The sequence below is a fragment of the Streptomyces sp. NPDC005925 genome, from assembly GCF_040638805.1.
Taxonomy (GTDB): Bacteria; Actinomycetota; Actinomycetes; order Streptomycetales; family Streptomycetaceae; genus Streptomyces.
This window is the reverse complement of record NZ_JBEXVL010000033.1, coordinates 25138-50023: the sequence shown is the minus strand read 5'-3', so window position 1 is coordinate 50023 and position 24886 is coordinate 25138. Positions and strand designations below refer to the sequence as shown.

General features: G+C 70.3%; 18 protein-coding genes and 5 pseudogenes. 12 read left to right on the top strand and 11 right to left on the bottom strand.

The features are described from left to right. Nucleotides 1-108 precede the first annotated feature (108 nt). Genes ABZ354_RS25955 through ABZ354_RS25945 form a run of 3 tightly spaced genes read right to left on the bottom strand, consistent with a single transcriptional unit; the run spans nucleotide 109 to nucleotide 3274 of the window. A complete protein-coding gene (locus tag ABZ354_RS25955) occupies nucleotides 109-957 on the bottom strand; it encodes a carbohydrate ABC transporter permease (protein WP_358660643.1) in 849 nt (282 codons plus the stop codon). Next, nucleotides 954-1949 (bottom strand): sugar ABC transporter permease, encoded by a 996-nt coding sequence (locus ABZ354_RS25950; RefSeq protein WP_358660641.1) that lies wholly within the window; start codon nucleotides 1947-1949, stop codon nucleotides 954-956. The genes ABZ354_RS25955 and ABZ354_RS25950 overlap by 4 nt, the downstream gene beginning before the upstream one ends. Beyond that, nucleotides 1946-3274, bottom strand: a complete 1329-nt coding sequence (locus ABZ354_RS25945; protein ID WP_358660640.1) for an extracellular solute-binding protein — start codon at nucleotides 3272-3274, stop codon at nucleotides 1946-1948. Before ABZ354_RS25945 ends, ABZ354_RS25950 begins: the two co-directional genes overlap by 4 nt. Before the next feature lie 168 nt (nucleotides 3275-3442). Between ABZ354_RS25945 and ABZ354_RS25940 the strand changes: the two genes are divergently transcribed. The 5 genes from ABZ354_RS25940 (at nucleotide 3443) to ABZ354_RS25920 (ending at nucleotide 10050) form a co-directional block, all read left to right on the top strand. Continuing rightward, the gene (locus ABZ354_RS25940; protein ID WP_358660638.1) at nucleotides 3443-4528 is read left to right on the top strand and encodes a LacI family DNA-binding transcriptional regulator; all 1086 of its coding nucleotides are present in this window, start codon (nucleotides 3443-3445) and stop codon (nucleotides 4526-4528) included. An 803-nt stretch (nucleotides 4529-5331) separates the two neighbouring features. Then, on the top strand, nucleotides 5332-5679 hold the full coding sequence (locus ABZ354_RS25935; protein ID WP_358660636.1) for a DUF1036 domain-containing protein: 348 nt from the start codon (nucleotides 5332-5334) through the stop codon (nucleotides 5677-5679). Between the two features lie 414 nt (nucleotides 5680-6093). Further along, entirely contained in the window at nucleotides 6094-7749 is a 1656-nt protein-coding gene (locus ABZ354_RS25930; protein ID WP_358660634.1) for a hypothetical protein, read from the top strand. A gap of 90 nt (nucleotides 7750-7839) precedes the next feature. Then, entirely contained in the window at nucleotides 7840-8982 is a 1143-nt protein-coding gene (locus ABZ354_RS25925) for a hypothetical protein (RefSeq protein ID WP_358660632.1), read from the top strand. Nucleotides 8983-9354: 372 nt separating this feature from the next. After that, nucleotides 9355-10050: a phosphodiesterase gene (locus ABZ354_RS25920; RefSeq protein WP_358660630.1), complete on the top strand. Its 696-nt coding sequence runs from the start codon at nucleotides 9355-9357 to the stop codon at nucleotides 10048-10050. 25 nt (nucleotides 10051-10075) lie between these two features. Here ABZ354_RS25920 and ABZ354_RS25915 read toward each other — a convergent pair whose 3' ends face one another. From ABZ354_RS25915 to ABZ354_RS25895, 5 genes are all read right to left on the bottom strand, one after another. Beyond that, the gene (locus tag ABZ354_RS25915) at nucleotides 10076-10972 is read right to left on the bottom strand and encodes an urease accessory protein UreD (RefSeq protein ID WP_358660628.1); all 897 of its coding nucleotides are present in this window, start codon (nucleotides 10970-10972) and stop codon (nucleotides 10076-10078) included. After that, nucleotides 10969-11664 (bottom strand): urease accessory protein UreG, encoded by a 696-nt coding sequence (gene ureG, locus ABZ354_RS25910; protein WP_358660626.1) that lies wholly within the window; start codon nucleotides 11662-11664, stop codon nucleotides 10969-10971. Before ureG ends, ABZ354_RS25915 begins: the two co-directional genes overlap by 4 nt. Before the next feature lie 26 nt (nucleotides 11665-11690). Then, nucleotides 11691-12365, bottom strand: a complete 675-nt coding sequence (locus ABZ354_RS25905; RefSeq protein WP_358660624.1) for an urease accessory UreF family protein — start codon at nucleotides 12363-12365, stop codon at nucleotides 11691-11693. A gap of 97 nt (nucleotides 12366-12462) precedes the next feature. Beyond that, a complete protein-coding gene (locus ABZ354_RS25900; RefSeq protein ID WP_358660623.1) occupies nucleotides 12463-14292 on the bottom strand; it encodes an urease subunit alpha in 1830 nt (609 codons plus the stop codon). Beyond that, a complete protein-coding gene (locus tag ABZ354_RS25895) occupies nucleotides 14282-14938 on the bottom strand; it encodes an urease subunit gamma (RefSeq protein WP_358660621.1) in 657 nt (218 codons plus the stop codon). The genes ABZ354_RS25900 and ABZ354_RS25895 overlap by 11 nt, the downstream gene beginning before the upstream one ends. A 533-nt stretch (nucleotides 14939-15471) precedes the next feature. Between ABZ354_RS25895 and ABZ354_RS25890 the strand changes: the two genes are divergently transcribed. The 5 genes and pseudogenes from ABZ354_RS25890 to ABZ354_RS25870 all read left to right on the top strand — a co-directional run. Continuing rightward, nucleotides 15472-15954: a hypothetical protein gene (locus ABZ354_RS25890; RefSeq protein WP_358660619.1), complete on the top strand. Its 483-nt coding sequence runs from the start codon at nucleotides 15472-15474 to the stop codon at nucleotides 15952-15954. A 563-nt stretch (nucleotides 15955-16517) separates the two neighbouring features. Further along, on the top strand, nucleotides 16518-17864 hold the full coding sequence (locus ABZ354_RS25885) for an MFS transporter (protein ID WP_358660617.1): 1347 nt from the start codon (nucleotides 16518-16520) through the stop codon (nucleotides 17862-17864). Beyond that, nucleotides 17861-19084 carry a Xaa-Pro peptidase family protein gene (locus ABZ354_RS25880; protein WP_358660615.1) on the top strand — a complete coding sequence of 408 codons (1224 nt, stop codon included), beginning with the start codon at nucleotides 17861-17863 and terminating at the stop codon, nucleotides 19082-19084. Before ABZ354_RS25885 ends, ABZ354_RS25880 begins: the two co-directional genes overlap by 4 nt. Next, the gene (locus ABZ354_RS25875; protein ID WP_358660613.1) at nucleotides 19084-19977 is read left to right on the top strand and encodes a LysR family transcriptional regulator; all 894 of its coding nucleotides are present in this window, start codon (nucleotides 19084-19086) and stop codon (nucleotides 19975-19977) included. Before ABZ354_RS25880 ends, ABZ354_RS25875 begins: the two co-directional genes overlap by 1 nt. Then, nucleotides 19974-20785 (top strand): annotated as a pseudogene (locus ABZ354_RS25870) (aminotransferase class III-fold pyridoxal phosphate-dependent enzyme); the annotation flags it as partial. The gene ABZ354_RS25875 and the pseudogene ABZ354_RS25870, both read left to right, overlap by 4 nt. A gap of 66 nt (nucleotides 20786-20851) precedes the next feature. Here ABZ354_RS25870 and ABZ354_RS25865 read toward each other — a convergent pair. Next, nucleotides 20852-21679 (bottom strand): annotated as a pseudogene (locus ABZ354_RS25865) (ADP-ribosylglycohydrolase family protein); the annotation flags it as partial. A 198-nt stretch (nucleotides 21680-21877) separates the two neighbouring features. After that, nucleotides 21878-22279 (bottom strand): carbohydrate ABC transporter permease, encoded by a 402-nt coding sequence (locus ABZ354_RS25860; protein ID WP_358660611.1) that lies wholly within the window; start codon nucleotides 22277-22279, stop codon nucleotides 21878-21880. Nucleotides 22280-22326: 47 nt separating this feature from the next. Between ABZ354_RS25860 and ABZ354_RS25855 the strand changes: the two are divergent. After that, nucleotides 22327-23028 (top strand): annotated as a pseudogene (locus tag ABZ354_RS25855) (extracellular solute-binding protein); the annotation flags it as partial. On the opposite strand, the pseudogene ABZ354_RS25850 reads toward ABZ354_RS25855, so the two are convergent. Then, nucleotides 23018-23329, bottom strand: a pseudogene (locus tag ABZ354_RS25850) (DDE-type integrase/transposase/recombinase); the annotation flags it as partial. The pseudogenes ABZ354_RS25855 and ABZ354_RS25850 sit on opposite strands and share 11 nt — an antisense overlap. A gap of 222 nt (nucleotides 23330-23551) precedes the next feature. On the opposite strand from ABZ354_RS25850, the pseudogene ABZ354_RS25845 reads away from it, so the two are divergent. After that, nucleotides 23552-24768, top strand: a pseudogene (locus ABZ354_RS25845) (IS256 family transposase); the annotation flags it as partial. Nucleotides 24769-24886: the final 118 nt, after the last annotated feature.

Sequence of the window (24886 nt, the reverse complement as noted above, 5' to 3'; positions counted from 1 at the left end):
TGGGAACCTCTCGGGCGCGTGCCCAGGGTGGGGTACGGGTGTACGGACAGGCGGAGGGGACGGCCGGAGACGGCCGTCACCCGGGAACAGGGCTTCGTGCGGAACCGCTCAGCCCTTCACGGCGCCGGTGGTCATGCCGGAGACGACCGACCGGCGGAAGATCAGTACCAGGACCGCGATCGGCACGGTGGCCACCATCGCACCGGCGAAGATCACTCCGTACGGGACCTGGTACTGGCTGGTGAACAGCGCGATGCCGACGGAGACGGTGCGGCGGTCGTCCGAGCCGTTGAAGGTGAGCGCGAGCAGGAACTCCGACCAGGTCGCGGTGAAGGAGAACACGCCTGCGGTGAACAGCCCCGGCCGGGCCAGCGGCAGAATCACCGTCAGTGCGGTCCGCAGGGGGCCGGCGCCGTCCACGACGGCCGCCTCCTCCAGCTCACCGGGGATGCCGCTGAGGTAGTTGCGCATGATCCAGATCGCGAACGGCAGATTCAGCGCCACGTACGGGATGACCACGCCCGGATAGCTGTTGAGCAGCCCGGCCTGGCGCTCCATCAGGAACAGCGGTACGAGGAGGGCGATCGGCGGGAAGACCGACAGCATGAGCAGCGCCGTCATGACGGCCCCGCGCCCGCGCAGCGGCAGCCGGGCGAGGGCGTATCCGGCGAAGAACGCCAGGGAAAGGATCAGCACGGTGGACAGACAGGCCACGACGACGCTGTTGAGGAAGTAGTGGCCGATCCCGTTGCGGTCGAAGGCGGTCTCGTAGTTGCCGAGGGTGGGGTGCTCCGGCAGCAGGGTGGGAGGCGTCGCGCTGATCTCGCCGGGCCCCTTCAGGGAGGCGGACGCCATCCAGATCAGGGGCAGCGTGGCGCACACGGCGATCAGCAGTCCGCCGAGGTTGACGACGTTGACGTAACGGCGCGGGCCCGTGCGCGGGACGTGACGGCTCATGCCCGGCCCCCTTCGTCGACGTGGGCGCGGAAGACGCGCAGGAACAGCAGGCAGCAGCCGAGGACGATGGCAGCGGTGGTGACCGCGACGGCGGCGCCGCCCGCGAAGTCGAGGTTCTGGAAGAGGATCCGGTACCCGAGGATCGCCACCGACTGGGTGGCCGTGCCCGGGCCGCCCTGGGTCAGCACGAACGGCAGGTCGAAGATCCCGAACGCCTGGAGGATGCGGAACAGGACCGCGATGGCGACGATGGGCCGCAGTTGCGGCAGCGTGACTCTCCAGAAGGTGGTCCACGCGGTGGCACCGTCGATCTCGGCGGCCTCGTAGACGTCACCCGGGAGAAGCATCAGACCGGCGAGAACGACGATGGCGACGAACGGCGTCGTCTTCCACACGTCGACGGCGACCATCGCCGCCATCGCGGGCACCGGCTGTCCGAGAAGGTCGGGCTGGCTGCCGAACACCTGCCGGCACAGCCAACCCACCCCGCCGTAGGTCCCGTTGAACAGGTACGACCACAGCTGGGCGGCGATCACGTTGATCAGGGCCCAGGGCAGCAGGAGCAGGGAGAGGATCCAGCCGCGTCCGGCGCCGAGCCGCTCCAGGACGAGCGCCGTGAGCGTTCCGAGGACCAGCTCGAAGAAGACCGAGACGACGGTGAAGCCCAGCGTGAACGCCAGGGCCCGGTACCACTCGGGGTGCGTCAGGAGCGCCTCGTAGTGAGCGAGTGTCGGCGAGCCGAACCGCAGGCCGCCGTACTCGAGCCGGACCTCGCAGAACGACAGCACCAGCGAGAAGACGACGGGGAAGACCGTCACCGCGGCGATGACCAGGAGAGCGGGGGAGGCGAACAGCCACCCGGTGCGGGCGCGCCGGCGATCGGTGGAGCCCCGGGGCGCGTCGGGCGACTTCGGCGAGGCCCCGGCGCACGCGCCGCCGCCCTCGTCCTTCGACGGCGTCCCCGTCGTCTTCGTGTGCAGTACGGACCTCACAGCGCTTTCCCTTCCAGGGCCGTACGCAGCCCCTCCCGCGCGGCGCGGACGCCGTCCGCGGGGGAGAGGCTGCCGCGGACGACCGCGTTCCCCGGGGTGTACAGCGCCTTGCTGACCTGCGGGTAGTACGGGGTCTGCACCGGCCGGGCGACGAGCCGGAGGTCGGCGGCGCGCAACACGGTCGGGTCGCCGGCGGCGCGCGCCTCCGGGCCGTCGAGCACGGAGGTCATCGCGGGGATGACACCGGCTTCCCGGGCGAGCAGGCGCTGCACCTCCTCCCCGGCGCAGAACCGGGCGAACTCCATGGCGGCGCCCAGCTCCTGGGAACCGGGGTTGACGAAGTTGCTCCAGCCGCCGGCACAGGAGACGCCGGAGCGGCCGGTGCCCTCGAAGCCCGGACGCGGTGCGGCCCCTACCTTCCCGGCGACGCGGGAGACCGCGGGTGTGCTCGCGTTGACCCAGGCGTACGACCAGTTGCGCAGGAACAGCCCGCGCCCGTTGACGAAGGCGTCCTGCGCGTCCGATTCCTCGTACGTGGCCACGGTGCGGGGCGTGACCCCGCGGGCGGTGAACCCGGCCATCAGCGAGAAGGCACGTTCCGCCTCCGCGCCGCCCAGTACGGCCCTGCCCCGCCCGTCCAGCACGGCGGCGCCCGCGTCGGCGAGGAACTCGGTGACGTTGGCCGTCAGCGACTCGGTCACCGCCGCCTGCCACAGGAACCCGGCCTCGGCGTCACCGGCCCGCTGCACCGTGCGGGAGGTGTGCAGCAGCTCCTCCCAGCTGCGGGGAACGCGCAGCCCGTGCTTGGCGAGAAGGTCCTTGCGGTAGAAGAGGTAGGCGCTGTCGGTGAAGAACGGCACCGCGTAGGCCCTGCCCCGGTACGTGGAGCTGGTGCGCAGGGCCGCCGGGTAGGCGTCCCAGAAGCCGCCCGGGAGCAGCGTCTCCACGGGCAGCGCGAGCGCGGAGTGACCGAACTGCGCGGGCCACGTGGTGTCGCCCAGGTACACGTCGGGCTGGGGGGAGCCGCCGGCGAGCTGGGTGGCGATGGCGCTCCGGTTGCCGTCCGAGGTGGACAGCGCGTTGATTTTGGCGACCCGGATACGGGGATGCCGTCGCTCGAAGGCACGGATGACCAGGTCCGCGACGACGGCGCCGCGCCGTGAGGGGATCTCGGAGACCCACCAGGTCAGCCGGGCCGGCTTCCGGGGAACGGTCGCGGCCCGCGCGAGCAGGTCGTCGAGGTCCTTTCCTCCGCATCCGGCCAGCAGACCCGCCGCGGCGGCGCTCGAGGCGCCCCTCAGCAGTGTTCTGCGGTGCAGGGACATGGCGTACTCCTCCCCTCTCGGACTGCCGGATGACAGCGCTGTCACCGTAGGGACCGCCCGGATCGTGTGTCAACGGTCAGGGCAGTGTCCGGGCGGGTCCCGGCAGTCTTGACAGCGCTGTCAAACTGCCTGACCTGGAGAGGTGGCCTCTGTGCTAGCGTCCCGCACATGGTCGGTGAAGCCGTTGAGAAAGGGGCGACACTGGCCGATGTCGCCCAGCGCGCCGGAGTGTCTCCCTCGACCGTGTCACGCGCCCTGCGCGGTCTGCCAACGGTGTCCCCCGCGACCCGGGCACGCGTGGAAAAGGCCGCGCGCGAACTGTCCTTCGCGATCTCGCGCAGTGCCTCCAGCCTGGTCACGGGGCGCACGGGCCGGGTCGCCGTACTCGTGCCCAACCTCGATTCCTGGTTCCTGGGCGCGACACTCGCCGGAATGGCTCCCGCGCTCAACGCGGCCGGCCTGGACATGCTGGTCTACAGCGTCACCACCGCCGAGCAGCGCGCCCAGTTCTTCGACCGTCTGCCGGCCCGCCGCAACGCCGACGCCCTACTCGTCGTCAGTTTCGCGCTCTCCCCCGAGGAGCGGGCGCGCCTGGACGACCTGGGGATGCCCCTGGTCTTCGTCAGCCAGCACGAACAGGGCAGGGCCGGGGTGTACGTGGACGACGTGGAGGCCGCCGAGCGCGGCACCCGTTACCTGCTCAACCTCGGTCACCGGCGCATCGCCTACCTGGAGCCCGCGGACGCCTCGGGCTTTCGCTGGAGCAGCAGGGCCCGCCTCGACGGGTACCGTTCGGCCCTCGCGGATGCGGGCATCGACCGGGACGACGACCTCGTCTGCCAGGTCGCCCGCTGGCAGGGGCCGAGCCTCGAGGCGGCGATGGGGCGGCTGCTCAGTCTCGCGGAGCCCCCCACGGCGATCTTCGCGGAGACGGACGACATCGCCTTCAGGCTTCTCACGGTGCTGCGCGGTGTCAACGTCCCGGTCCCGCACCGGATGTCGATCCTCGGCTTCGACGGCCATGCGATGGCCGAGCCGTGGGACCTGTCCACGATGGCCCAGCCGGCCCGCCGGATGGGCGAGGAGGCGGCGAAGCTGGCCCACGGCGTGATCCATGACCCCGAGGCGCATCGGGAGCGCCACGTGGTCCTGCCGGTGGAACTCGTTCCGCGGGGCAGCACGGGCCCGGCGCCCGACCCGCCCCCGCAGCCCGGGGACGGGCGCGGGGGAAACGCCGAGGGTGTCCGGCCGTGAGACGGAGCTCGGCGCGGCAGGACGACATGCGCCACCGGCCGGGCAGGAGAGGCGGCATCAGGCGCCCTGCCCGAACTCCGAGTTGAGGTCTCTCGGCACGTGATGGCCGCGTCGTCGTTCCCGAGGTCACGGACGGTCACCCGAGGCCGCCCGGCCCGTGCGCGCCGGGTACCGCGACGCCGACACCGACGCCGTGCTGGCTCTCGGTCGCGGGGGCTTCCGGGCGGTGCGGCCACCCGGCCGTTGCGCCTGTTGCTTACGACCGGCTGATCCGGCGGTCGTGCGGCGGGACGGGGAGCGCGTCCCGCGTCGCTCGGACCGTACGTTCACCCGGACGGCCGGGCGGACCCCGTCCGTCCGCGCAGCACCCGTCGCCCCGTCGGACTGAGGGCCGGCAGACCGACGGCGTTCCCGCCCGGCCACCGGTTGCGTCACACCGGGCGCGGCGTGACGATGGGGCAAAGGGCCTGTTCCCAGCGGCAGTCCGCCGCTCACCCGTGTCGCACCGCGATCGCGGCGGGCCGTCTGCTCCGAGCTCCCCGAACCTTGGACACACAGGTCGGAGGACGACGGACATGACGGAAGAAGAGCGCTTCACCGTGCCGGTGAGCAAGAGAGAAGACCTCGGAGCTCCGAGCGACGAGACATCCCGGGGCCGCAGGACGAATGTCACGGTACGTCGGCCCTACCGGACGACTCAGGTCCCCGACGTGCTCCTCGAACGCGAGGGCCGCGAGGGCGTGCGTCCGGCTCCTGGACGAGCCACCGAGTCCGAGTGAGCCGGGGCCCGGAGGGAGACCACGATGCTGCAGTATCTGAACCGGTGCCCGTTCACGGTTTCGGTGGCCATCATGCGGTACACCCCTGGCTGTCCGGACGGTGGTGACTGGACGAAGGAAGGCTGGTGGAACGTCCCGCCGAACGGCTCGAAGATCCCGTACGGCGGTGATCTGGACGACGTGAGCGTCTGGTGGTGCGACTTCATCATGGGCGGTGGGCAGGTGTGGCCGGGCTCCGGGATCATCCGGGCCCTGCCGTTGCGGGAGTTCAGCTGGTGCGAATGGACGGCCAGCACCGATTCCTTCGATGCCGACATGTTCCTGTTCAACGTGGACAGCAACGAGGACCAGATTTTCGAGGTCCTTCCCTGAGCCTGAGCCTGAGCCTGAGCCTGAGCCTGAGCCTGACTGAGCCTGGGCCTGGGCCTGGGCGGGTGAGTCGCGCACCGCGTCGAGGGCCACGCCGGCCGGGCCGCCGCCAGCTGTGAGGGCGCGGAAGACCGGGACGTACACCCCAGCGGCGAGTCCGACCCGGTTCGAAGCGGGGCTCCGGCTCCGCCGTATCGACCGGCGGTCCGCCGGGCCCGAGCGGCACACCGGACCCTCGCCGGTCGACCGGGCCCGGCCCGGCAGCAGGCACACCGCAGCACCCCCTCGTCGCTGAGCCGTCGGAGTGGGTTCGCGTCCGCGGCAGGAATAGATAGTCATAAATGGTGACAAGTTATCCTGTATGGCGTGCATGTGGCGTGCCGTCGGCGGACAGTCCATATACGGGAGTGGAGCGCCATGCCCGACCACCCGCAGTCGCGCCGGGCGACCGCCTGGACGGGGACAAATGCCGTCGAGGAAGGCGACGCCACCTTCGCCTCGGCTGCCTTGGGTGACCCATCGGGCCACACCGTGTCGGAGCGCGACATCGCCGACGGCGGCTGCGGACCCGGCCGCATCCCGCTGGAGCCGGGACGGCTCCACCGCCGGATCAGCGGCCGGGACGACCGGGCGCGGCCCGTCAGTGCCGACGAGCTGGCGGCGCTGGGCGACCCCATGGCCGCCGGGTTCTTCCGCGCGGGCAGGTTTCCGACCACTGTGCAGGATCTGCTGTCCGCGCTGCCCGCGACGGCCACAGCCTCACGCAAGGTCTATCTGATCAGCGAGGCCGGACAGATCCCGCCGGATGCCATCGGTGAGCGCGACATGCGCTACGCGATCACGGTCGCCGTGAGAGACAGCCAGATCGACCTTCTGATCAGCACCCAGGCCGGCGGTGACCCCGAGTCGGCATTCCTGCAGGTCGCGGCATGGGATCCCGCAGTGAGGGTCTTCAACTTCTATACCCGATTCGATTCCAGCTGGGTGTGGGCGGGCAACTCCTGGGACGCGCTGGAGCCCGACTCCCGGGGCAAGGGCTGCTTCGACAGCCACATCAACGGCAGCGTCGTCATGAAGGAGCTGAGAATCCCCTGGATCAACTGGCAGTCCGAGCGGGCCACGATCCGGCTCGCCGAGGACGACCCGTTGCGCCACGACCCGCTGTACCAGGAAGTCATCGGAGCCCAGCGGCTGGAACTGACCGTCAGATCCCTCGTCACCCGATGGACGGCGGCCCGCCTGGCCGCGGTCACCGCGACCGGAGTCGTGGACCATCCCGACCGGCTGCTGCGCCACCTGTTCACCACTACCACGGTCAACCTCGCCGGCACCGACAGGCAAAGCAGCACCATCACGGCGGACAGCCAGGACCTGACGCTGCCCACGGGCTTCTGGCTGAACCAGGACCTCCTGTTCGACGACCTCGGCCTGTCCACGCAGGCCGCCCCGCCCAGGGCGCCGGCCGCCCGGTACGTCGCCGGTCTGACCCGGTTCGGCTTCCGGTTGGAGGAGAGGCACAGTTCGTTCTCCCAGCCGGGCGACACGTTCTTCGCCTTCGTGGTGCCGGAGGCCGCCCACGAGGACAACGAGGTGGTCCGGCAACTGGTCCGCACGGGGCTCGTCCCGGCCAGGTTCGCCGCCTGCGTGCTCATGGTGGACTTCCCCAACCCGGTCTTCAGCCCCGACCGCAGTCTCCTCATGCGGTACGTGCCCACCACGCCGACCAAGATGACGGAGTTGTGCGGCAAAGTCGCCGGGACCATCTCGGACGCCGCGCGAACCCTGCCCGAGGACAGCCCCGAGAGCCGCTTCGCCGCGCACTGGAAGGTGCCGGAGGACACCTGGCCGACGGCGTTCGGGCAGCGGGCGGACACCTATCTGCGCAAGGTCACCGAGCGACTCCGCACCGAGGACGGCTACGACGACTACGTCCGGCTGGCCGAGTCCCGCCGTCGGCAGTTCCGCCGCATGAGACTGAACGAGTTCGAGCTCACCCTGCCCGTCACCAGCATTCCCCCCGGCGCCCCGCCGCTGGCGATGCGCGAGAACGCCACCGTCGCGGAACTGACCTGACGCCGCCACCGCCACCCGCCCGGCACGACCTCAGCGCGTTGCCGGCCGCCCGGTTCCGCCTCTTCCGTCCGCATGAGCAAGGAGAACGCCATGGCCAGACTGGACACCTACGGGCCTCCCGGCAACCTCGACGACCTGGACGACTTCGGCCGCAAGGCCTGGAACGCCTTCATCTCCGACACGGTCGACGAGGCCGTCGCGGGCCCCGACCCCGGCCAGGTCCTGCACGACAGCCCGAGGCCGCAGTTCTACAACCTGACCGGCACGGACACGGCCGCGGACGTCCAGCGCGCCGTGATCGCATGGACCGCCTTCCCCCGCATCATCAAGATCACGTCCATCTCCGACCTCCAGCGATGGCAGCGCGCCGACGCCAGCCGTGACGTCCAGGACGAGTACTGCGAGTGGAGCGTCACCCGCGACGTCTCGGGAAAGATCACCGAGGTCACGTTCACCTGCGAAGGCCCCGAGTACTGGCAGATCCTGGCCCAGACGAACCCCGACAAGGTGCTCGCGCTCTACCGGGAGTTCATCAGTCCCGACGTGCGCAAGGAGGATCTGTTCTCGCCCAGCGGCCAGTACCAGCCGCGCAACAGATGGAACAACTCCACCAGCCACGGCGCCATGCACCTGATCCAGCCGAACAACACCCTGGGCGCCGAGATCGAACTGGCCGCGGCGGCCACCATCCGGCGGGTCATCGCCGGCCTGGCCACCGAGCAAGAGCTCATCGCCTGCAGCAAGTACGGCGCCGCCGAGCGGAACAGCGATCCGCACATCGGCGCGGGCGTCAACGCCCTGGCCCGCCAGAAGGCCGACATCAGCCTCGCCGACCCGGTGGGCCTGTACTTCGACGACCTGTCCACGGACGGCTGGGAGACCCCGGACGGGTCCGACCCCAAGAGCTACTGGACCTATGTGAGAGGCGACGCGGAGCACCGCGTCCGCGCCGTCTACGCGGTACCCCCGGGCAAGGGATTCGGCGTCGGGGACATCACCATCGGCGGGCGGCCCATCGAGTTCGGTGGCCAGATCGCGGACTTCATCACCATCAGGCTCACCGGAGTGGCCTGCCGGTTCGGCGGATCCACGGCCGAGCCGCAGACCGCCTGCAAGGAGTTCCCCGCAGTGGACATGCGGGAAGAGAGCTTCCGCGCAGCCGCGTTCTCCGCCTCCGGCAGCCTCCTGGATCCCCGCCCCACCCTCTCCCACCGCTCTTCCCGCGTCACCTGACCACGCGGCCCCGCCGCGCTCACGCTTCCCAGGGGCGCGCCTCGGCGCACGCGCAGCGTGTGAAGGGACCTGTGCGCCGGTCCATGAGCGAGCGACGACAGGTGCGGCCCGGAGGCGGCCCTACCCGGCCGGCCTCGGCAGGCTCCTGCGGTCCTGTGTCCCCGGGTTCGCGCGCGGGTACCGGCCCGGCCGACGTCGTTTCACTCGGTCCGTCACGGAAACCCGCCGCCGTAGGGCCGCGGTCGGACAGGATGCCTGTGGCGACCCGCATCCCTCCCGCTCGAGCAGACGTTCCAGGGAGCACGGCATGTTCACGTACGAGCCCGGTAGCGGTGTCCGTGTCGCCGTGCGGCCCGGGCCTCGGGGGGCCGCGTGATCGGCGAGCGGGCCGCTCACCGCGGGGCCGACCGTCTGGCCCGGTGGCGATCGGCACCGGCCCTGCACCCGTACGGGGTGCTGTGCTCGGGGACGCTGACGGTGACCGGCCCCACGGACGGCGGGTGGGGTGTGCCATGGCTGGACCGGCCCGGCCCCTACCGGGTGACGGTGCGCTGGTCCCGTGCGCTCGGCCTGCCCCGGCGGCTGCCGGACGGCCTGGGTCTGGCCGTCCGGGTCGAGGATGCCGACGGGCCGGGCAACGCCCTCGACGTGCTGTTCACGTCCAGCCGTCCCGGCCGGTTCGGCCGCCATCTGCCACTTGTGCGGCCCGATGCCCTGACGGGCCCGTACTCGACCCTGCTGTCCTACCGGGTGGGCGAGCGCGAACGGGTCCTGGCGGCCTTCCCCGTCCCCGGCCGGAGCGGCACCGCGGAACGCACCATGCCGACCCTGTGGCAGGAGGTCGCTCGCCGTCCCGTCCGCTTCGACCTGCGCGCGGCTGCCCCCGACGAACCCTGGCGCACCTTCGCCTCCCTGTCCCTGGAAGCCGTACACACCGCTCCGGCGGCCCACACCGTGTCCTACGACCCCTACGCCCACAGCCTGCCCGGACTGCACCCCACCGCTCGGCTGCGCCGGCTGCGCCACGCCGCGTACTCCGGCTCCCGCCACGGACGAACCTCCGACTGAGCCCCGGCGTCGTGGTCGCCCGCCTCTACCAGGAGACGTGGGTGAGGCCACTGTCGAGGAGTTGGCGCAGTCGGGCGGGTGTGGGGGCGATCGCGGTGATGAGGAGTGCGGGCGCATCGGCCAGGGGGGTGAGAAGGGCGTGGCCTTCGGCCGGGTCGTCTTCGATCAGGAGCCCCTGGTGGCCGGGGGCCAGGCGGGGGTGCACGGCGAGGACTTGGCCGACGGCGCGGTGGGAGCCCAGGACGGCGGGGCCGTCCCAGGCAGGGGCCGGTTCGCCGTAGACGGTGTGCTGGTCCAGCAGCGGGCGGTCGCCGCGTCGCACGGTCAGACGGGTGGAGAGCAGGCCGGGTGGCTCTGCCGTACGGCCCAGCTGCTGCTCCTCGCGCAGAAGCAGGCGGGCGCTCGGGGCGAGTTGAACGGTGCAGGTCTGGTACAGGGTGCTGCCGTGTGTGCTGATCAGAGGCCGCGGAAGCCAGTTCAGGGAGGCGTCCTCGCCGACGGTGAGACGGACGTCGTAGGTGGCGGGCGCGGGGGTGGCGCCGCGCAGGGCGATGGTGGCGGCGGCCGTCGTCACCTCCAGGCGGGCCCCTGGTTCGGCCACGACATCGAGTGCGAGGCGGTCTCCGCCCAGGGGTGCGCTCATGGCCGCGAGCACGGTGATGCGGGCCCGTTCGCCGCGGGGGCGCAGTCGCTTCAGGTGGAAGGGGCCGTCGTTGTGCAGGAGGGGAACGGTCGTGGTGCGCCCGTTGTGGGCGGCGCGGATGCGGGCGGTGGCGTGGACGTCGGCGGGGTGAGGGCTACGGGCGCCGTCCGCGCGGGGGCCGAACCCGCGCCTCGGGGTGGCGGGGCGGGTGTCGGCGAGGTCGGCCGAGGGTCCGGGCCCGGGCGGGGCGGTGACGGGACTTGGTGCGGTGCCGGTCATGCGGCGGCGCCGGCACGCCAGGCGGTGAGGCGTTCGGTGAGCCAGTCGGTGACGGGGCTGATGCCGTCGGTGGTGGTGAGGCTGGTGAAGGCGACGGGCAGGGTGCCGCGTTGCTTCTTCGCGTCGGTGGCCATGGTGTCCAGGTCGACTCCGACGTGGGGTGCGAGGTCGGTCTTGTTGATGACGAGGAGGTCGGCGGTGGTGATGCCGGGGCCGCCCTTGCGGGGGATGTCGTCGCCGCCGGCCACGTCGATCACGAACACCTGGGTGTCGACGAGTCCGCGGGAGAAGGTGGCGGTCAGGTTGTCGCCACCGGATTCGACGAGGATCAGGTCCAGCGGGTGCAGCGTCTGTTCCAGGTGTTCGACTGCTTCGAGGTTGGCGGAGATGTCGTCGCGGATCGCGGTGTGCGGGCAGGCCCCGGTCTCCACGGCGGTGATCCGCTCCGGGGGCAGGACGGCTTCGCGGCGCAGGAACTCGGCGTCCTCGCGGGTGTAGATGTCGTTGGTGACCACGGCGATGGACAGCCGGTCGCGCAGGGTGCGGCACAGTGCGGCGACGGTGGCGGTCTTGCCCGAGCCGACCGGCCCGCCCAGCCCGACCCGCAGGGCGCGGCGGCTGCCGTCGGGGCGCGCCGGCTCGGCGCTGTGGCTGTGGCGGTGGGGCACGGTGGGGGAGTGGTCGAGGTGCACGGTGGCTCCTGTGGGCGTGAAGGGGTTCAGGATGCGAACAGCCGGACGCTCCTGGCGGCGTGCTGCTCGCCGAGGATGTCCATGAGCGGTGCGGAGGCGGCGGGCAGTGTGCCGACGCCGTCGGTGGCGACGCGGGCTGCCGCGTCAGCGGCTGTCCGGGCGACGTCGTCGAGTTCCCCGGCGAGCCGGGCGAGGAGTGCGGTGGCATCGAGCGGGTTCAGGCTCAGCAGCCGTACTGCGGCGGTGGCCGGCCCGCCGATGCTCTCGTAGGCGGCGCACCGGGCGGCGTCCAGCGGTGTCAGCCCGGCGGCCCGGGCCGTGACGCCGAGGACGACAGGCTGGTGCACCCCGTGCGGCCGGTTGTGGGCGAGGTGGTCGAGGTGCGGCGAGGGCCAGGTGGCGCGGGCCGCCCGCAGCATCTGCCGGCCGAGCCTGCGGGCGGTGTGGCGCAGTGCCGGCGAGGGGGTGCGGGCGTCGGCCGCCTCGTCCAGCGCCAGGGGGTCGTGTCCGGTGGCCGCGGCGGCGGCGAGACCGGCCGCGGTCAGCCCGGCGGTGTGCAGACGGCCCCGGCAGAACGCCTCCAGGCTTGCCGTGTCGTACACGCTGTGGGAGGCCACCGCGGCCTCCATACCGCCCGAGTGGGCATGTCCGCCGGCCGGGAAGCGGCCGTCGGCCAGGACGAGCAGGGCGGCACGGGTCATGGAGCAGCGGCCCGCCTTTCTCCGAGGAGGGTGACCCGTACGGGGCCACGGACGACACAGACGAGGACGCAGCGCGCGGCAGAGGACACGGCGCTGCTCAGAAGAGGAAATAACGCTGGGCCATGGGCAGTTCGGTGGCGTAGTTCAGTCCGACCTGCTGGCCGTTCACCGTGGTGCGTACGTCCGATTCGACGGCGCCGCCGATGGTGACGTCGAAGGTGTCGGGCCCGACGACGACCTCCGGCATGCCGTCGTTGTGGACCATGTCGGCCTTGGTCACCCCGCGGGTGTCCTTGATGACGCGCAGTTCTTTGAGGAGGCCGCTGCGGGACAGTTCGCCGTCGGCGGCGAGTTCGGCCACGAAGTTGAAGGAGTTCGTGCCGGGGGAACGGCCGCTGGAGCCCCACACCGGGCGGGGCAGGAACGGCTGGGGGGTGGGGATGGAGGCGTTGGCGTCGCCGATCTGCGCGTAGGCGATCTGGCCGCCCTTGATGACCATGTGCGTCTTCACGCCGAAGAACTCGGGCTCCCACAGCACCAGGTCGGCCAGTTTGCCCACCTCGACCGATCCGACCTCATGGTCGATGCCGTGGGTGATGGCCGGGTTGATCGTGTACTTGGCGACGTAGCGGCGGGCGCGGAAGTTGTCCGCCAGGGCGTCGTCCTGGTGGAGGTGTCCGTAGCGGGTCTTCATGACGTGCGCGGTCTGCCAGGTCCGCATGATCATCTCGCCGATGCGGCCCATGGCCTGCGCGTCGGAGGACATCATCGAGATGGCGCCCATGTCGTGCAGGAGATCCTCGGCGGCCATGGTGGAGGGGCGGATCCGGGAGTCGGCGAACTTCATGTCCGCCTCGACCTCGGGGTTGAGGTGGTGGCACACGATCATCATGTCGACGTGCTCCTTGACGGTGTTGACCGTCAGAGGGCGGGTGGGGTTCGTCGACGCGGGCAGCACGTTCGGTTTGCCGACGAGACTGATCATGTCCGGTGCGTGGCCGCCACCGGCGCCTTCGACGTGGAAGACGTGGAGGCTGCGGTACCGGACCTCCTTGCTTCCGGGGTCCTTCGTCGCGGCGAAGGTATTCTGCACGAACCCGGACTCGTTCAGGGAGTCGGCGTGCAGGGCGATCTGGATGCCGGTCTCGTCGCACGTCCTCAGGGCCGCGTCGATCACCGCCGGTGTCGCACCCCAGTCCTCGTGGATCTTGAGGCCGAGGGCACCTGCGGCGACCTGGTCGCGCAGCGCCTTCTCGGACACCGTGCTGCCTTTGGCGAGCAGTCCGATGTTCACCGGGAACGCGTCGAGCGCCTCGAACATCCGCTGCAGGTGCCACTTGCCCGGCGTCACCGTGGTGGCCTTGCTGCCCTCGGCCGGCCCGGTGCCGCCGCCGATCAGCGTCGTCACACCCGAGGCGAGCGCCTCGTGGATCTGCCCGGGGCACAGGAAGTGCACGTGTGTGTCGACACCGCCCGCGGTCAGGATGCGCCCGTTGCCGGAGATCACCTCCGTCTCGGGCCCGACGGCGAAGTCCGACACACGCTGCAGCCCGGCCGGGCTCGGGGACATCGTCTCGGGGTTGTAGGCCCTGCCGATCGCGTGGATCCGCCCGTCGCGCAGCCCCACGTCGGCCTTCACCACACCCCAGTGGTCCAGGATCAGCGCACCGGTGATCACGGTGTCCACCGGTTCCCGGGGATCGTCGCGGGGGATGTGGGACTGTCCCATGGACTCGCGGATCACCTTGCCGCCGCCGAAGACCATCTCGTCACCGCTGCGGCCGGGACCGCCGCTGAAGTCCGCGTCGATCCGCAGCACGAGGTCCGTGTCGGCCAGCCGGACCCGGTCCCCGGCCGTGGGGCCGTAGAGGTCGGCGTATCTGGAGCGCGTCAGCGGGTCGTACGGCCGCTCGGTCTCACTGCCCATCGAGGTTCGCCTCCTGCTCGCTCTTGCCGGCCCGGAGGCCGCGGACGACGCGCTCACCCGCGATGGGCACCAGCCGTACGGTGCGCTCATCGCCGGGCTCGAACCGCTCCGAGGTGCCCGAGGGGATGTGCAGACGCATGCCGTGCGCGGCCGCGCGGTCGAAGACGAGTCCCTCGTTGGCCTCGGCGAAGTGGTAGTGGGAACCCACCTGGACCGGACGGTCGGAGGGGTTGCTCACGGCCAGGTCCACGGATTCCGCGCCTTCGTTGAAGGCGATCCGGTGTTCCTCGTCGTCCGGGAGGAGTTCCTGCTTGCCGGGATGGACGGTCACCTCCTTGTCCGCCTCGTCGAACGGGTCGTGGATCGTCACCAGCTTCGTCCCGTCCGGGAACGTCGCCTCGACCTGCACGTTGCTGATCATCTCCGGGACGCCGTCCATGACGTCGTTCCGGGTCAGCACCCGTCGGCCGGACTCCATGACCGCGTCGACCGTCGCCCCGGCCCGGGCCTCCTCGTACACGTGCGCCGTCAACAGCGCCACGACCTCCGGATAGTTCAGCGGCAGGCCCCGCTCACGGCGCCGCCGTGCCACGTCGGCCGCCACATGGACCAGCAGACGCTCCTGCTCGTGCGGAGTCAGATGCATACGCGCTCCCCCTCCCCCTCCTCCTGCTCGTCGGTCGATCGGCGCGGCCCGGGCCCGCCGGGAACAGCGTGCGGAACGCCGGTGAGCCGCCGCAGACCGATCTTCGGCCCCTCGGCCGGCAGGAGGGGCGAAAAGCCGGCTATCCCCACCAATCGAGTGAAAGAGATGCATGCGGGGCGCTGTGTGAAGCACGCCGGCTCGGTGTCGGGGACTCCGGCTGTCCGGATGCGGCGACGCAGCAGTACGGGTGCGGCCATGCGGGGAGGCGTGCACGGGCTGTGGGGATGGGTCCCCGGTGCTGCTCGCCTCTGGCCCGATGTGCGCGTACCGGCTTTCCGTCACCGAGGTCAGGCGCGACGGTCCGCGGTGACGGCCTTCGGCCCCGGCCCTGGGGCCCGGGCCGCGGCCGGGCTGCTCGACCCGGTGCGGGGTGCTGCCGCCCCGGGTGATGGTTGGTCCGTTGTGGGGGCGTTGGGGTGTGTTGGGTGTGTGGAGTGTGGTGTGAGTGGGGTGAACTGTCACGCTTGTTGTTTATGAATGTCAATCTTTTCTACGCGAATTTTTCTACGGCTTGTCTCGCTTTGGGTGGTTTGTGGTGGAATATTATTCATGGTCGTTCCGAGTGGATGCGTGATCCGGGCCGGCGTCGTCTCGTCGGCGGGATTTACCTGTCGTTCTTGCTGCCTGCGTTGATGAGCTTGTTCGCCCAGGTCGGGGGTACCGCCCAGCCGAAGATCTGGCGGACGGCCTTCATCGTTCTTTCCGTGGTCGGGTGTGGATGTGCCCTGCGGCTGCTGGGGCGGGCCCGGCGCGACCACTACGTCACCATGCAGCAGGCCGCTGCCGCACTGTTCTACGGTCTGATTGTGATCGTCGGTACTTTCCCCGGGCTCGCCCGTCACGTGGGGCTGCTTCCCATTCAGACCGGGGCGCTCCTGCTGATCGTTCTGGTTGCCCTGGCTCATGCCCTGGCCTGGCGGTACATGGCGGGTGAAGCCCGCGCCGAGGAGGCCTGACTGCCTGCGGTGTCGTGATGTGCCTGGCGCGACGGCTGCCGACGGGCCCGGAAGTGTCCGGGGCCGCGTCCGGTCGTAGGGGAGCGGAGGCGGGGCATTGCGGCTTACGGCCCGGGCGGGATGCCGAAGCCCGTTCCGGTAGACGGAGGGCCTCCCGGCCAGGCGTCCGGCCACATTCGGCCTCGCCGCAGTGCTCACCGTCGCGCGGAGGGATGTGCGGATCCGGCGGCGCCCCTCGGCAGGACGCCCTTTCGCCGCCTCCGACGCAAGGGGAATGACGGACCCGGGCCGACTGGGGCGGGTGGTGATGCACGCCGCGGGGGTGTGTGGCGTCAGGCGTGACGCGTGTGATGTGTCACCGTCGCGTGTGCGGACGCACGGACGCACGGATGTCCCCATGGTGTCGTTTCCGCCTCCGGCCACCGGGGGAAGCGCCGGCTCCGGACGGTGGTGCGGGGTGGTGATACATGTCGTGTATCACCGTTGCCCGTATTGATATTGGACGTGCCGGTTCCGCCTTCTTACGGTGATCCGAACATCCGATTTCGTCGAGGGGGCCGCCCATGGCCGACACCGTCTCCACGACCGGGAACGCGGACCGCACGGGACTGCGCCGGGTCCTGCTGTCCAGCTTCGCGGGCACGTCCATCGAATGGTACGACTTCTTCCTCTTCGGGTCGGCCGCCGCCCTGGTGTTCCCGCACGTCTTCTTCCCCGAGTCCGACCCCGCCACCGGCACCCTGCTCTCCTTCGCCACCTACGCCGTCGCGTTCCTCGCCCGCCCCCTCGGCGGAGTGGTCTTCGGACGCATGGGCGACACGGTGGGCCGTAAACAGGCCCTGATCGCCACGCTCTTCCTCGCCGGCGCGGGCACCTTCCTCATGGGCTGCCTGCCCAGCTACGACACCATCGGCGTGAGCGCCCCCGTCCTGCTGGTGGTACTGCGCCTGGTACAGGGACTGGGCCTGGGCGGCGAGTGGGCCGGCGCGGTCACCCTGTCCGCGGAACACGCAGAAGCCGGCGGCCGGCAGGCCCGCCGCGGTGTGCTCACCTCCTGGACACAGCTCGGGGTGCCCGCGGGCAACCTCATCGCGGTGGGCGCGCTCACCGCCGCCAGCAGCCTCCTGTCCGACGAGGCGTTCCTCTCCTGGGGCTGGCGGCTGCCGTTCCTGGCGAGCGCGGTACTCGTAGGCGCGGGCTGGTGGATGCGGATCAGGGTCGAGGAATCACCACTGTTCGAAGCGACTCGGCCCATCCGTGCTCCGCTGCGCGAGGTACTGACCCACCACTGGCGTGAAGTGCTGCTCACCGTGGGCATGCGCATCGCCTCCGACGTGTCCTACTACGTCTTCGCCGTCTTCGCGCTCTCCTACCTCTCCGGCACCATGGGCCTGCCACGCAACTGGGGCCTGTGGGGCGTGATCGCCGGCTCCGTACTCCAGCTCGCTCTCATCCCCGCTGCCGCTGCCGCCTCCGACACCTACGGCCGGCGTCCCGTATACATCGCCGGAGCCGTCGCCGTCGCCGTCGCCGCGGTCGTCGCCTGGCCGATGATCGCCACCGGGACCCTGACAGGCGTGATCGGCGCCATCACCATCGGCCTTGCCGCTCAGGCGGTGATGTACGGGCCGATGGCCGCATTCATCACCGAGTTGTACAGCACCCGCCTGCGCTGTTCCGGCTCCTCTTTCGGCTATCAGGTGGCCGGCATCGTCGGCGGCGCGCCCGCACCGCTCGTCGCCACCCTGCTCGTCGACCGCTTCCACACCACCACCGCGGTGAGCGTCTACGTCGTGCTGACCGCGGTGCTCGCCGCCGCCAGCGCCTACCTGGCCCGCGAAACGCGCTGGACGCGGCTCTCCGGCCCCCACTCCTGCCCCGTCCCCGCGCCCGTCGAAGGAAGCAAGTGAACCCCACCGCGATCAGCGCGATCCGCCGCCGCCTCACCGAACGAGGACTGTCCGGCTACGTCGCCGCCACCCCCTCCAACCTCTTCTACGCCACCGGCTTCAGGAGCTACTTCGTCTCCGAGTGGTGGCGGATGCACGGCACCGTCTTCACCCTGGTGCCCGCCGACCCCGCCGCACCCGTCGTGCTGGTGGTCAGCGACTTCGAGGAGAAAACCGCCCGCGCCGCGGCCCCCGGCACCGAACTGCGCACCTACCGCCTGTGGGTCGACCTGCACACCGCGCGCGAGATGGCCGCCGAACCCGGCCCCGGCCACCTCCCCGCACGCCCCGAGCAGTACGACCCCCAGGAACTCGACCGCGTACTGACCGACGCGCTGCGGCAGACCGGCATGGACCGCGGCACGGCCGCCACCGACCTGGAACACCTGCCCGTACCCGCGCTGCGGCGACTGGAACGCTGCGCGCCCCGAACCCGCTGGGACGACTTCACCGACGACATCTACAGGATCCGGCTCGTCAAGGAACCCTGGGAAATCGACCGCCTGGCACTGGGCGTCGAACTGTCCGAACACGGCATGACATCGGCCGTGAAAGAACTCGCCGACGGCATGACAGCACGCGACGTACGCCTGCTGTACCAGGCCGGCGTCACCGCGGCAGCCCTGAACAACCCACGCTTCGCCGACTACACCGACAACTGGGTACTGCCCGCCGTCGGCTCCCGCACCTCCGCCGGCTACGGCGCCCACGACAGCCGGCTCACCGCCGGCGACCTGGTGAAGTTCGACTGCGGTACCACCGTGGGCGGCTACCGCTGCGACGGCGGCCGAACCTTCGCCTACCGGCACCGCACCCCCGACGCGGAACGCCTCTACACCGTGCTCTCCCAGGCGCAGCGCCTGGCCCGGTCCATGATCCGGCCCGGCACCGTCGTCGGCGACATCTTCCGCACCGCCATGCACCACGTACACGACAACGGCTTCCCGTCCTACGCACGCGGCCACATCGGGCACTCGGTGGGCATCGACACCTTCCACGAGGAACCGCCCTACATCTCACCCACCTCCACCACAGTGATCGAACCGGGAATGGTCTTCGCCGTCGAAGTGCCCTCCTACACACCCGACGTCGGCGCCGTCATGATCGAGGACATGCTGGTCGTCACCGAAGACGGCTCACGCCTCTTGCACAGACTGCCGCACGAACTCACCGTGGTGTGATGGAGATCCGCCTGCTGGAGGCATTCCTCGCCGTCGCCGACGAACTGCACTTCGGCCGGGCCGCGCGGCGCCTCGGCATCGCCCAGCCACCACTGAGCCAACGCGTACAGCGACTGGAACGCGAACTGGACGTGCGGCTCTTCGACCGCAACCGGCACGGCGTGTCACTCACCCCCGCCGGCACGGAAATCCTGGACCACGCCCGCCGCGTCGTAGCCGGCGCGGACCACATCACCCGACTGGCCCACGGCATCCGCTCCGGAGACAGCGGCACCCTACGCATCGGCGCTGTCGGATCAGCCTTCTACCAGGCCCTTCCCCAACTGCTCGCCCCAAGCAGGGAGCAACTGCCGCACCTGACACTCACCGTCCGCGAAATGGAAACCCCACAACAGCTCGACGCGCTGCTCACCGCCGAACTCGACGTGGGACTGGTACGCCCACCGGCCCGGCGGGGACTGCGCTCCCGCACCGTATGGCAGGAACCACTGGTGGTGGCGCTGCCCTCACCACACCCACTCGCCTCCGCCACCGCCGTCACAGTGAACGACCTGGCCGGCGAGCCACTGGTGCTCTTCCCCCGGGCCAGTGGACCCGGCTACTGGGACCAGCTCGACGCCCTGCTGCGCCAAGCCGGCATCGCCCTGGAACCCGCGGCCGAGGCAGACCACGTCACCACCATGCTCGGACTGGTCGCACTCGGCGCAGGCCTCGGCCTCGTACCGGCCTCGGCACAGGTACTGCAGCTGGCCGGGGTGCGCTTCCGGCCGCTGACACCCCGCACCGAACTGCCCCTGGCCGCCGTGATCAACCCCGACACACTCACCCCGGCCGTCGACCGCTTCCTGTCCACCCTTCCCGCCGAACCCGTACGTCCCGAAGGACCCGCATGACGCACGCACCACCCGCACCCGCAGCCGCGGCCACCGGCGGTCCGGCCCACTGGATCGGCCTGGACGAGACCTGGACGACCCGCAACTACCACCCCCTGCCCGTGGTGGTGACGCAGGCCGAGGGCGCATGGCTGACCGACGTGACAGGCCGCCGCTACCTCGACCTGCTCGCCGGATACTCCGCCCTCAACTTCGGCCACCGCCACCCCGCCCTGATCACCGCCGCCGTCGAGCAGCTCGGCCGGGTGACACTCACCAGCCGCGCCTTCCACCACGACCGCCTCGGCCCGTTCTGCCGCGATCTGGCCGCCGCCACCGGCACCGACATGGTGCTGCCCATGAACACCGGCGCCGAGGCCGTCGAATCCGCGCTGAAAGTAGCCCGGCAATGGGCCTACCGGGTCAGGGAGTACCCACGGACCAGGCGGAGATCGTCACGGCCCGCGGCAACTTCCACGGCCGTACCCTGTCCATCGTGAGCTTCTCCACCGACGAGAACGCCACCACGGGCTTCGGCCCGTTCACACCCGGCTTCCCCTCCGTGCCCTACGGCGACGCCGACGCACTGGCAACAGCGCTGACCGACCGGACTGCGGCGGTTCTGCTCGAACCGGTGCAGGGCGAGGCGGGTGTCATCGTGCCGCCGGCCGGATACTTCAGGCGGGTAAGGGAGCTGTGTGATCAGCGTGGCGTTCTGCTGATCGCAGACGAGATCCAGTCCGGCCTGTGCCGGACCGGACCCGTACTCGCACTCGACCACGAAGGCGTGCGCGCCGACCTGTACACACTGGGCAAAGCACTCGGCGGTCGAGATGAGTGCCGCGTTGTTGAGCGTGTGCACCCAGGGATAGTCCCCGAGTGTCCTGTCCACCCAGTCGAGTGCTTCGACGTGGCCGGCACCCCGCTCGTGCAGTGAGAGCACACCAGCGAGCACGAAGTGGAGCCTCGACCGGGGCGGTACCACGGACAGCGCGAGACGAAAGGCCTGTTCGACGCTGTCGGCGGCGAGCGCCGCAGCGACGAGCGCCGCCGCCCACATCTCGCCGTATGCGCCGTTGGCCGTGTGGCTCAGCCGGGCGTCCACGAGCGCCATGCGGGCCGCACCCGAAGGATCACCGGGCGATACATAGCCGAAGGCGTCGCCCCGGATGAGCGCCCCGATCCACTCCCGGTACGGGTTGTCGGTGGTCGCCGTGGCGGGCGGGGGCAGACCTCCGATCAGGTTGCGGTACGCGGCCCGCTCGGCGGTGTAGGTCTGGGTGAACGGCACTCGGTCCAGCCATGTGGCCGCGATCTGCTCCGTCGTGAAGCCGGCGCCGTGCGTCTCCATGACGTGCAGGGTCAGGATCGTCCAGTCGATGTCGTCGCCGCGGGGCACGTCGGTGAAGCGGCCGGCCGTCGCGACCGGTGCGCAGGGGTGCAGCGCCCGGACCCCTTCGGGCAACGGGCTCAGCAGGGGAACGTATCCGGTCTGCGGCCACTGCCCCGAGGCCCGCAGATAGATCGCGACCTCCGCACGGGTCAGTCCCTCCACCGGCTTGCCGAGCGTGTTGCCCACCGCGCGGCCCAGCCAGGCCCCCCGGATGCGCTCCGGCAGGAGCTGCGGATCGGCCCGGACCGGTGTGACCGCGGCGGCGTGCTCCAGAAGTACCCGGTCCTCCCCCGGCTCCTCGAATGCCCAGCCGAGATCCCGTTCGAGCACCGCCAGCCGCGCCCGCACCTCGGCCAGTTCGGCAAGGTCGCCCTCGGCTGCCGCTTCACGGGCAGCGGCCCACAGGTCACCGACCGGGTACCCGCTGAGGGCGAGCTGCTCGGCCTCGTCGGGTACGAGGTCGCGCGGGTCAAGTACGTCGTGCAAATCGCGTCCCCACAGTTCGGAAGAAGAGGAGAAGTGCCGGGGTCATCCCTTGACAGCCCCGGAGAGGAAACCCTGGGTGACCTGCCTGTGCAGCGCGACGAAAAGCACTACGACGGGCAGAACGGTGATCAGCGTGCCCGCCGCCAGCGGCCCGATGTCGATGGAACGCCCCCCGAGGAAGAGGTACAGGCCCGTCGTGAGCGGCCGGTACTCACCGCTGGGGATGTACAGCAGCGGCACCAGGAAGTTGTTCCAGTTCTGCAAAAAGGTGAATACACCCAATGCGCCCATACCTGACGTGACCAGGGGCAGCATGATCTTCTGGAAGATCTGCCACTCGGTGGCTCCGTCGATGCGCGCGGCCTGCTCCACCTCGACGGGCAGGTCCGAGAAGAACGCGCGCATGAAGAACGTGCCGAACGACAGGCCCGTGCTGGCCAGCACCAGCCGACTGGAAGGTCTTCGACTTCGCCAGGGAACGCGTCACCTACGGCGGAAAGCTCTACGGGATACCCGGCGAGCTCGAGACCATCGGCCTCTTCTACAACAAGAAGATCTTCGCCGACCTCGACCTCGCCCCGCCGCGGAACCCGGCCGACCTCACGAAGGCCGCGGAAAAGATCCGCGGGTCCGGCAAGGTGCCGCTGGCCGTGGGCGACAAGGAGGGCTGGGAGGGCGGGCACCTCCTGAGCATGGCCTTGTCCAGTGCGATCGGCGAGGACGGGATGGAGGCCCTGTTCAGCGGCGAGAAATCTTGGGACTCCTCGCAGGTCACCGCGGCGCTGCAACTGTGGGCTGACTTAAACAGGGCAGGATATCTCCCCGAGTCACCCACTTCGGTGGACTACGACACCTCGACCTCGATGTTCTACTCCGGCAAGGCCGCCATGATCCCCACCGGCAGCTGGCTGGTCGGCGAGATCGACGACAACGCGGACTTCGATGCCGGCTACATCCCCTTCCCCGCACCCCGCGGTCCCGGCCTCTTCGCGGGCGGCCTGGGCTCGGGGCCATGGATTTCCGCGACCGCCTCGAAGAAGGAAGCCTCGGAGAAGTTCCTCGACTTCCTCCAGTCCGCGGAGCATGGTCGCTGGACGGGTCCCAGATCGCGAAGCGGATGCTCATCTCGGCTCGGTGGGTGGCAGCTGTCATCAGGTGTCGGCGGGGCCGGAAGTGGGGTGAGATGCCGCTGAACGCGGACAGGAACCGCTGGGCCCCGCCCACGGAGCGGAAGCCTTTCAGCGCCCGTTCGCGCTGTCTGACGGGCTGGTGGCTGTTCTCGGCCCGGTTGTTGAGGTATTTCGACTGCCGGTGCCCGACGCAGGGCATGACCTCGCGGTGGGCGGCGCCGTAGGAGCGGAGCTTGTCGGTGACGATCACCCTGGGCACCGTGCGGGTCTTCTTCATCAGCCTTCGGAAGAAACGCCTGGCCGCGGCCTTGTCCCGGCGGTCCTGCACGAGAATGTCCAGGACGTTGCCGTCCTGGTCGACCGCACCTCGACCGGGTATCGGTGCCCCCTGTACGACGGCGGCACGGCCCCCACGGACAGCCCCTCCAACACGATCAACCAGAAGATCATCCCACCCGATCAACCAACGTGACAGCCCCCAGGGTTCAGACCGGGACTGTAAATCGTTCGGTGTAACTCCCGATCATGGAAAATGCATCGATGACCAGTGAGAACGTGGCTGAGCAGGACGCTGTCGAGTTCGGCAGTGGCTGTGTCGGCGAAGGCCGTGGACGACCAGCTGATCGATGAGCTGGTGAGCCGGGCTCAGGCCGAGGGCCTGCGGCTGACCGGCGAGGGCGGGCTGCTGCAGCAGTTGACCAAGCGGCTGCTGGAGACCGCCCTGGAGGGCGAGATCACCGACCACCTCGGCTATGACAAGCACGATCCGGCGGGCAGGGATGGTGGCAATTCCCGCAACGGAAAGCGCTCCAAGACCGTGCTGACCGACGTTGGACCGGTGGAGATCGTCGTGCCCCGCGACCGGGACGGCTCCTTCGAACCGAGGATCGTCAAGAAACGACAGAAGCGTCTGACCGGTGTCGACGAGATGGTGATCTCGCTGGCCGCGAAGGGCCTGACCACCGGTGAGGTGCAGGCCCACCTGGCCGAGGTCTATGGCGCCGAGGTCTCCCGCCAGACCATCTCCACCATCACCGACAAGGTCCCCGAGGGCATGGCCGAATGGCAGAGCAGGCCTCTCGACGCCGTCTACCCGGTCGTCTTCATCGACGCCATCCACGTGAAGATCCGCGACGGCGCGGTCGCCAACCGGCCCGTCTACGTGGCCCTGGCCGTCACCACCGAGGGCCGACGCGAGATCCTCGGCCTGTGGGCCGGAGACGGCGGCGAGGGCGCCAAACACTGGCCGCACATCCTCACCGAGATCAAGAACCGCGGCGTGAACGATGTGCTGATGCTGGTCTGCGACGGGCTCAAGGGCCTGCCCGAGGCGGTGGAGACCGTCTGGCCCCGCACCATCGTGCAGACCTGCGTGGTCCATCTGCTGCGGAACTCTTTCCGCTATGCCGCCCGCCAGGACTGGGACAAGATCGCCCGCCTCCTCAAGCCCGTCTACACCGCGCCCACGGAGGAGGCCGCCCTGGAGCGGTTCGCCGAGTTCGCCGACGCCTGGGGCCGGAAGTATCCGGCGATCGTCAAACTGTGGGAGAACGCCTGGGAAGAGTTCACCCCCTTCCTGCGGTTCGACACCGAGATCCGCCGCATCGTCTGCACCACGAACGCGATCGAATCGGTGAATGCCCGCATCCGCCGGGCGGTCAAGGCCCGCGGACACTTCCCCAACGGCAGGCCGCGTTGAAGTGCGTCTACATGGCGATCATGTCGCTCGATCCCACCGGCAAGGGCCAGGCCCGCTGGACCATGCGCTGGAAGACCGCGCTGAACGCCTTCGACATCACCTTCGACGGCCGGCTCTCAGCCGCCCGCCAGTCACCCAACCACCCCAGTTACAGCGCTAGTTTGACAGACCCTCACCCGCGTCCCGGTCGGCGCCTTCCTCGTCTGACTCTGGCTCTTCCCC

Coding starts and splice junctions, on each gene's coding strand:
- ABZ354_RS25955 (WP_358660643.1), bottom strand. CDS start 957: ATGAGCCGTCACGTCCCGCGCACGGGCCCGCGCCGTTACGTCAACGTC.
- ABZ354_RS25945 (WP_358660640.1), bottom strand. CDS start 3,274: ATGTCCCTGCACCGCAGAACACTGCTGAGGGGCGCCTCGAGCGCCGCC.
- ABZ354_RS25940 (WP_358660638.1), top strand. CDS start 3,443: ATGGTCGGTGAAGCCGTTGAGAAAGGGGCGACACTGGCCGATGTCGCC.
- ABZ354_RS25935 (WP_358660636.1), top strand. CDS start 5,332: ATGCTGCAGTATCTGAACCGGTGCCCGTTCACGGTTTCGGTGGCCATC.
- ABZ354_RS25930 (WP_358660634.1), top strand. CDS start 6,094: ATGCCCGACCACCCGCAGTCGCGCCGGGCGACCGCCTGGACGGGGACA.
- ABZ354_RS25925 (WP_358660632.1), top strand. CDS start 7,840: ATGGCCAGACTGGACACCTACGGGCCTCCCGGCAACCTCGACGACCTG.
- ABZ354_RS25915 (WP_358660628.1), bottom strand. CDS start 10,972: ATGACCGGCACCGCACCAAGTCCCGTCACCGCCCCGCCCGGGCCCGGA.
- ABZ354_RS25905 (WP_358660624.1), bottom strand. CDS start 12,365: ATGACCCGTGCCGCCCTGCTCGTCCTGGCCGACGGCCGCTTCCCGGCC.
- ABZ354_RS25900 (WP_358660623.1), bottom strand. CDS start 14,292: ATGGGCAGTGAGACCGAGCGGCCGTACGACCCGCTGACGCGCTCCAGA.
- ABZ354_RS25895 (WP_358660621.1), bottom strand. CDS start 14,938: ATGCATCTGACTCCGCACGAGCAGGAGCGTCTGCTGGTCCATGTGGCG.
- ABZ354_RS25890 (WP_358660619.1), top strand. CDS start 15,472: ATGAATGTCAATCTTTTCTACGCGAATTTTTCTACGGCTTGTCTCGCT.
- ABZ354_RS25885 (WP_358660617.1), top strand. CDS start 16,518: ATGGCCGACACCGTCTCCACGACCGGGAACGCGGACCGCACGGGACTG.
- ABZ354_RS25875 (WP_358660613.1), top strand. CDS start 19,084: ATGGAGATCCGCCTGCTGGAGGCATTCCTCGCCGTCGCCGACGAACTG.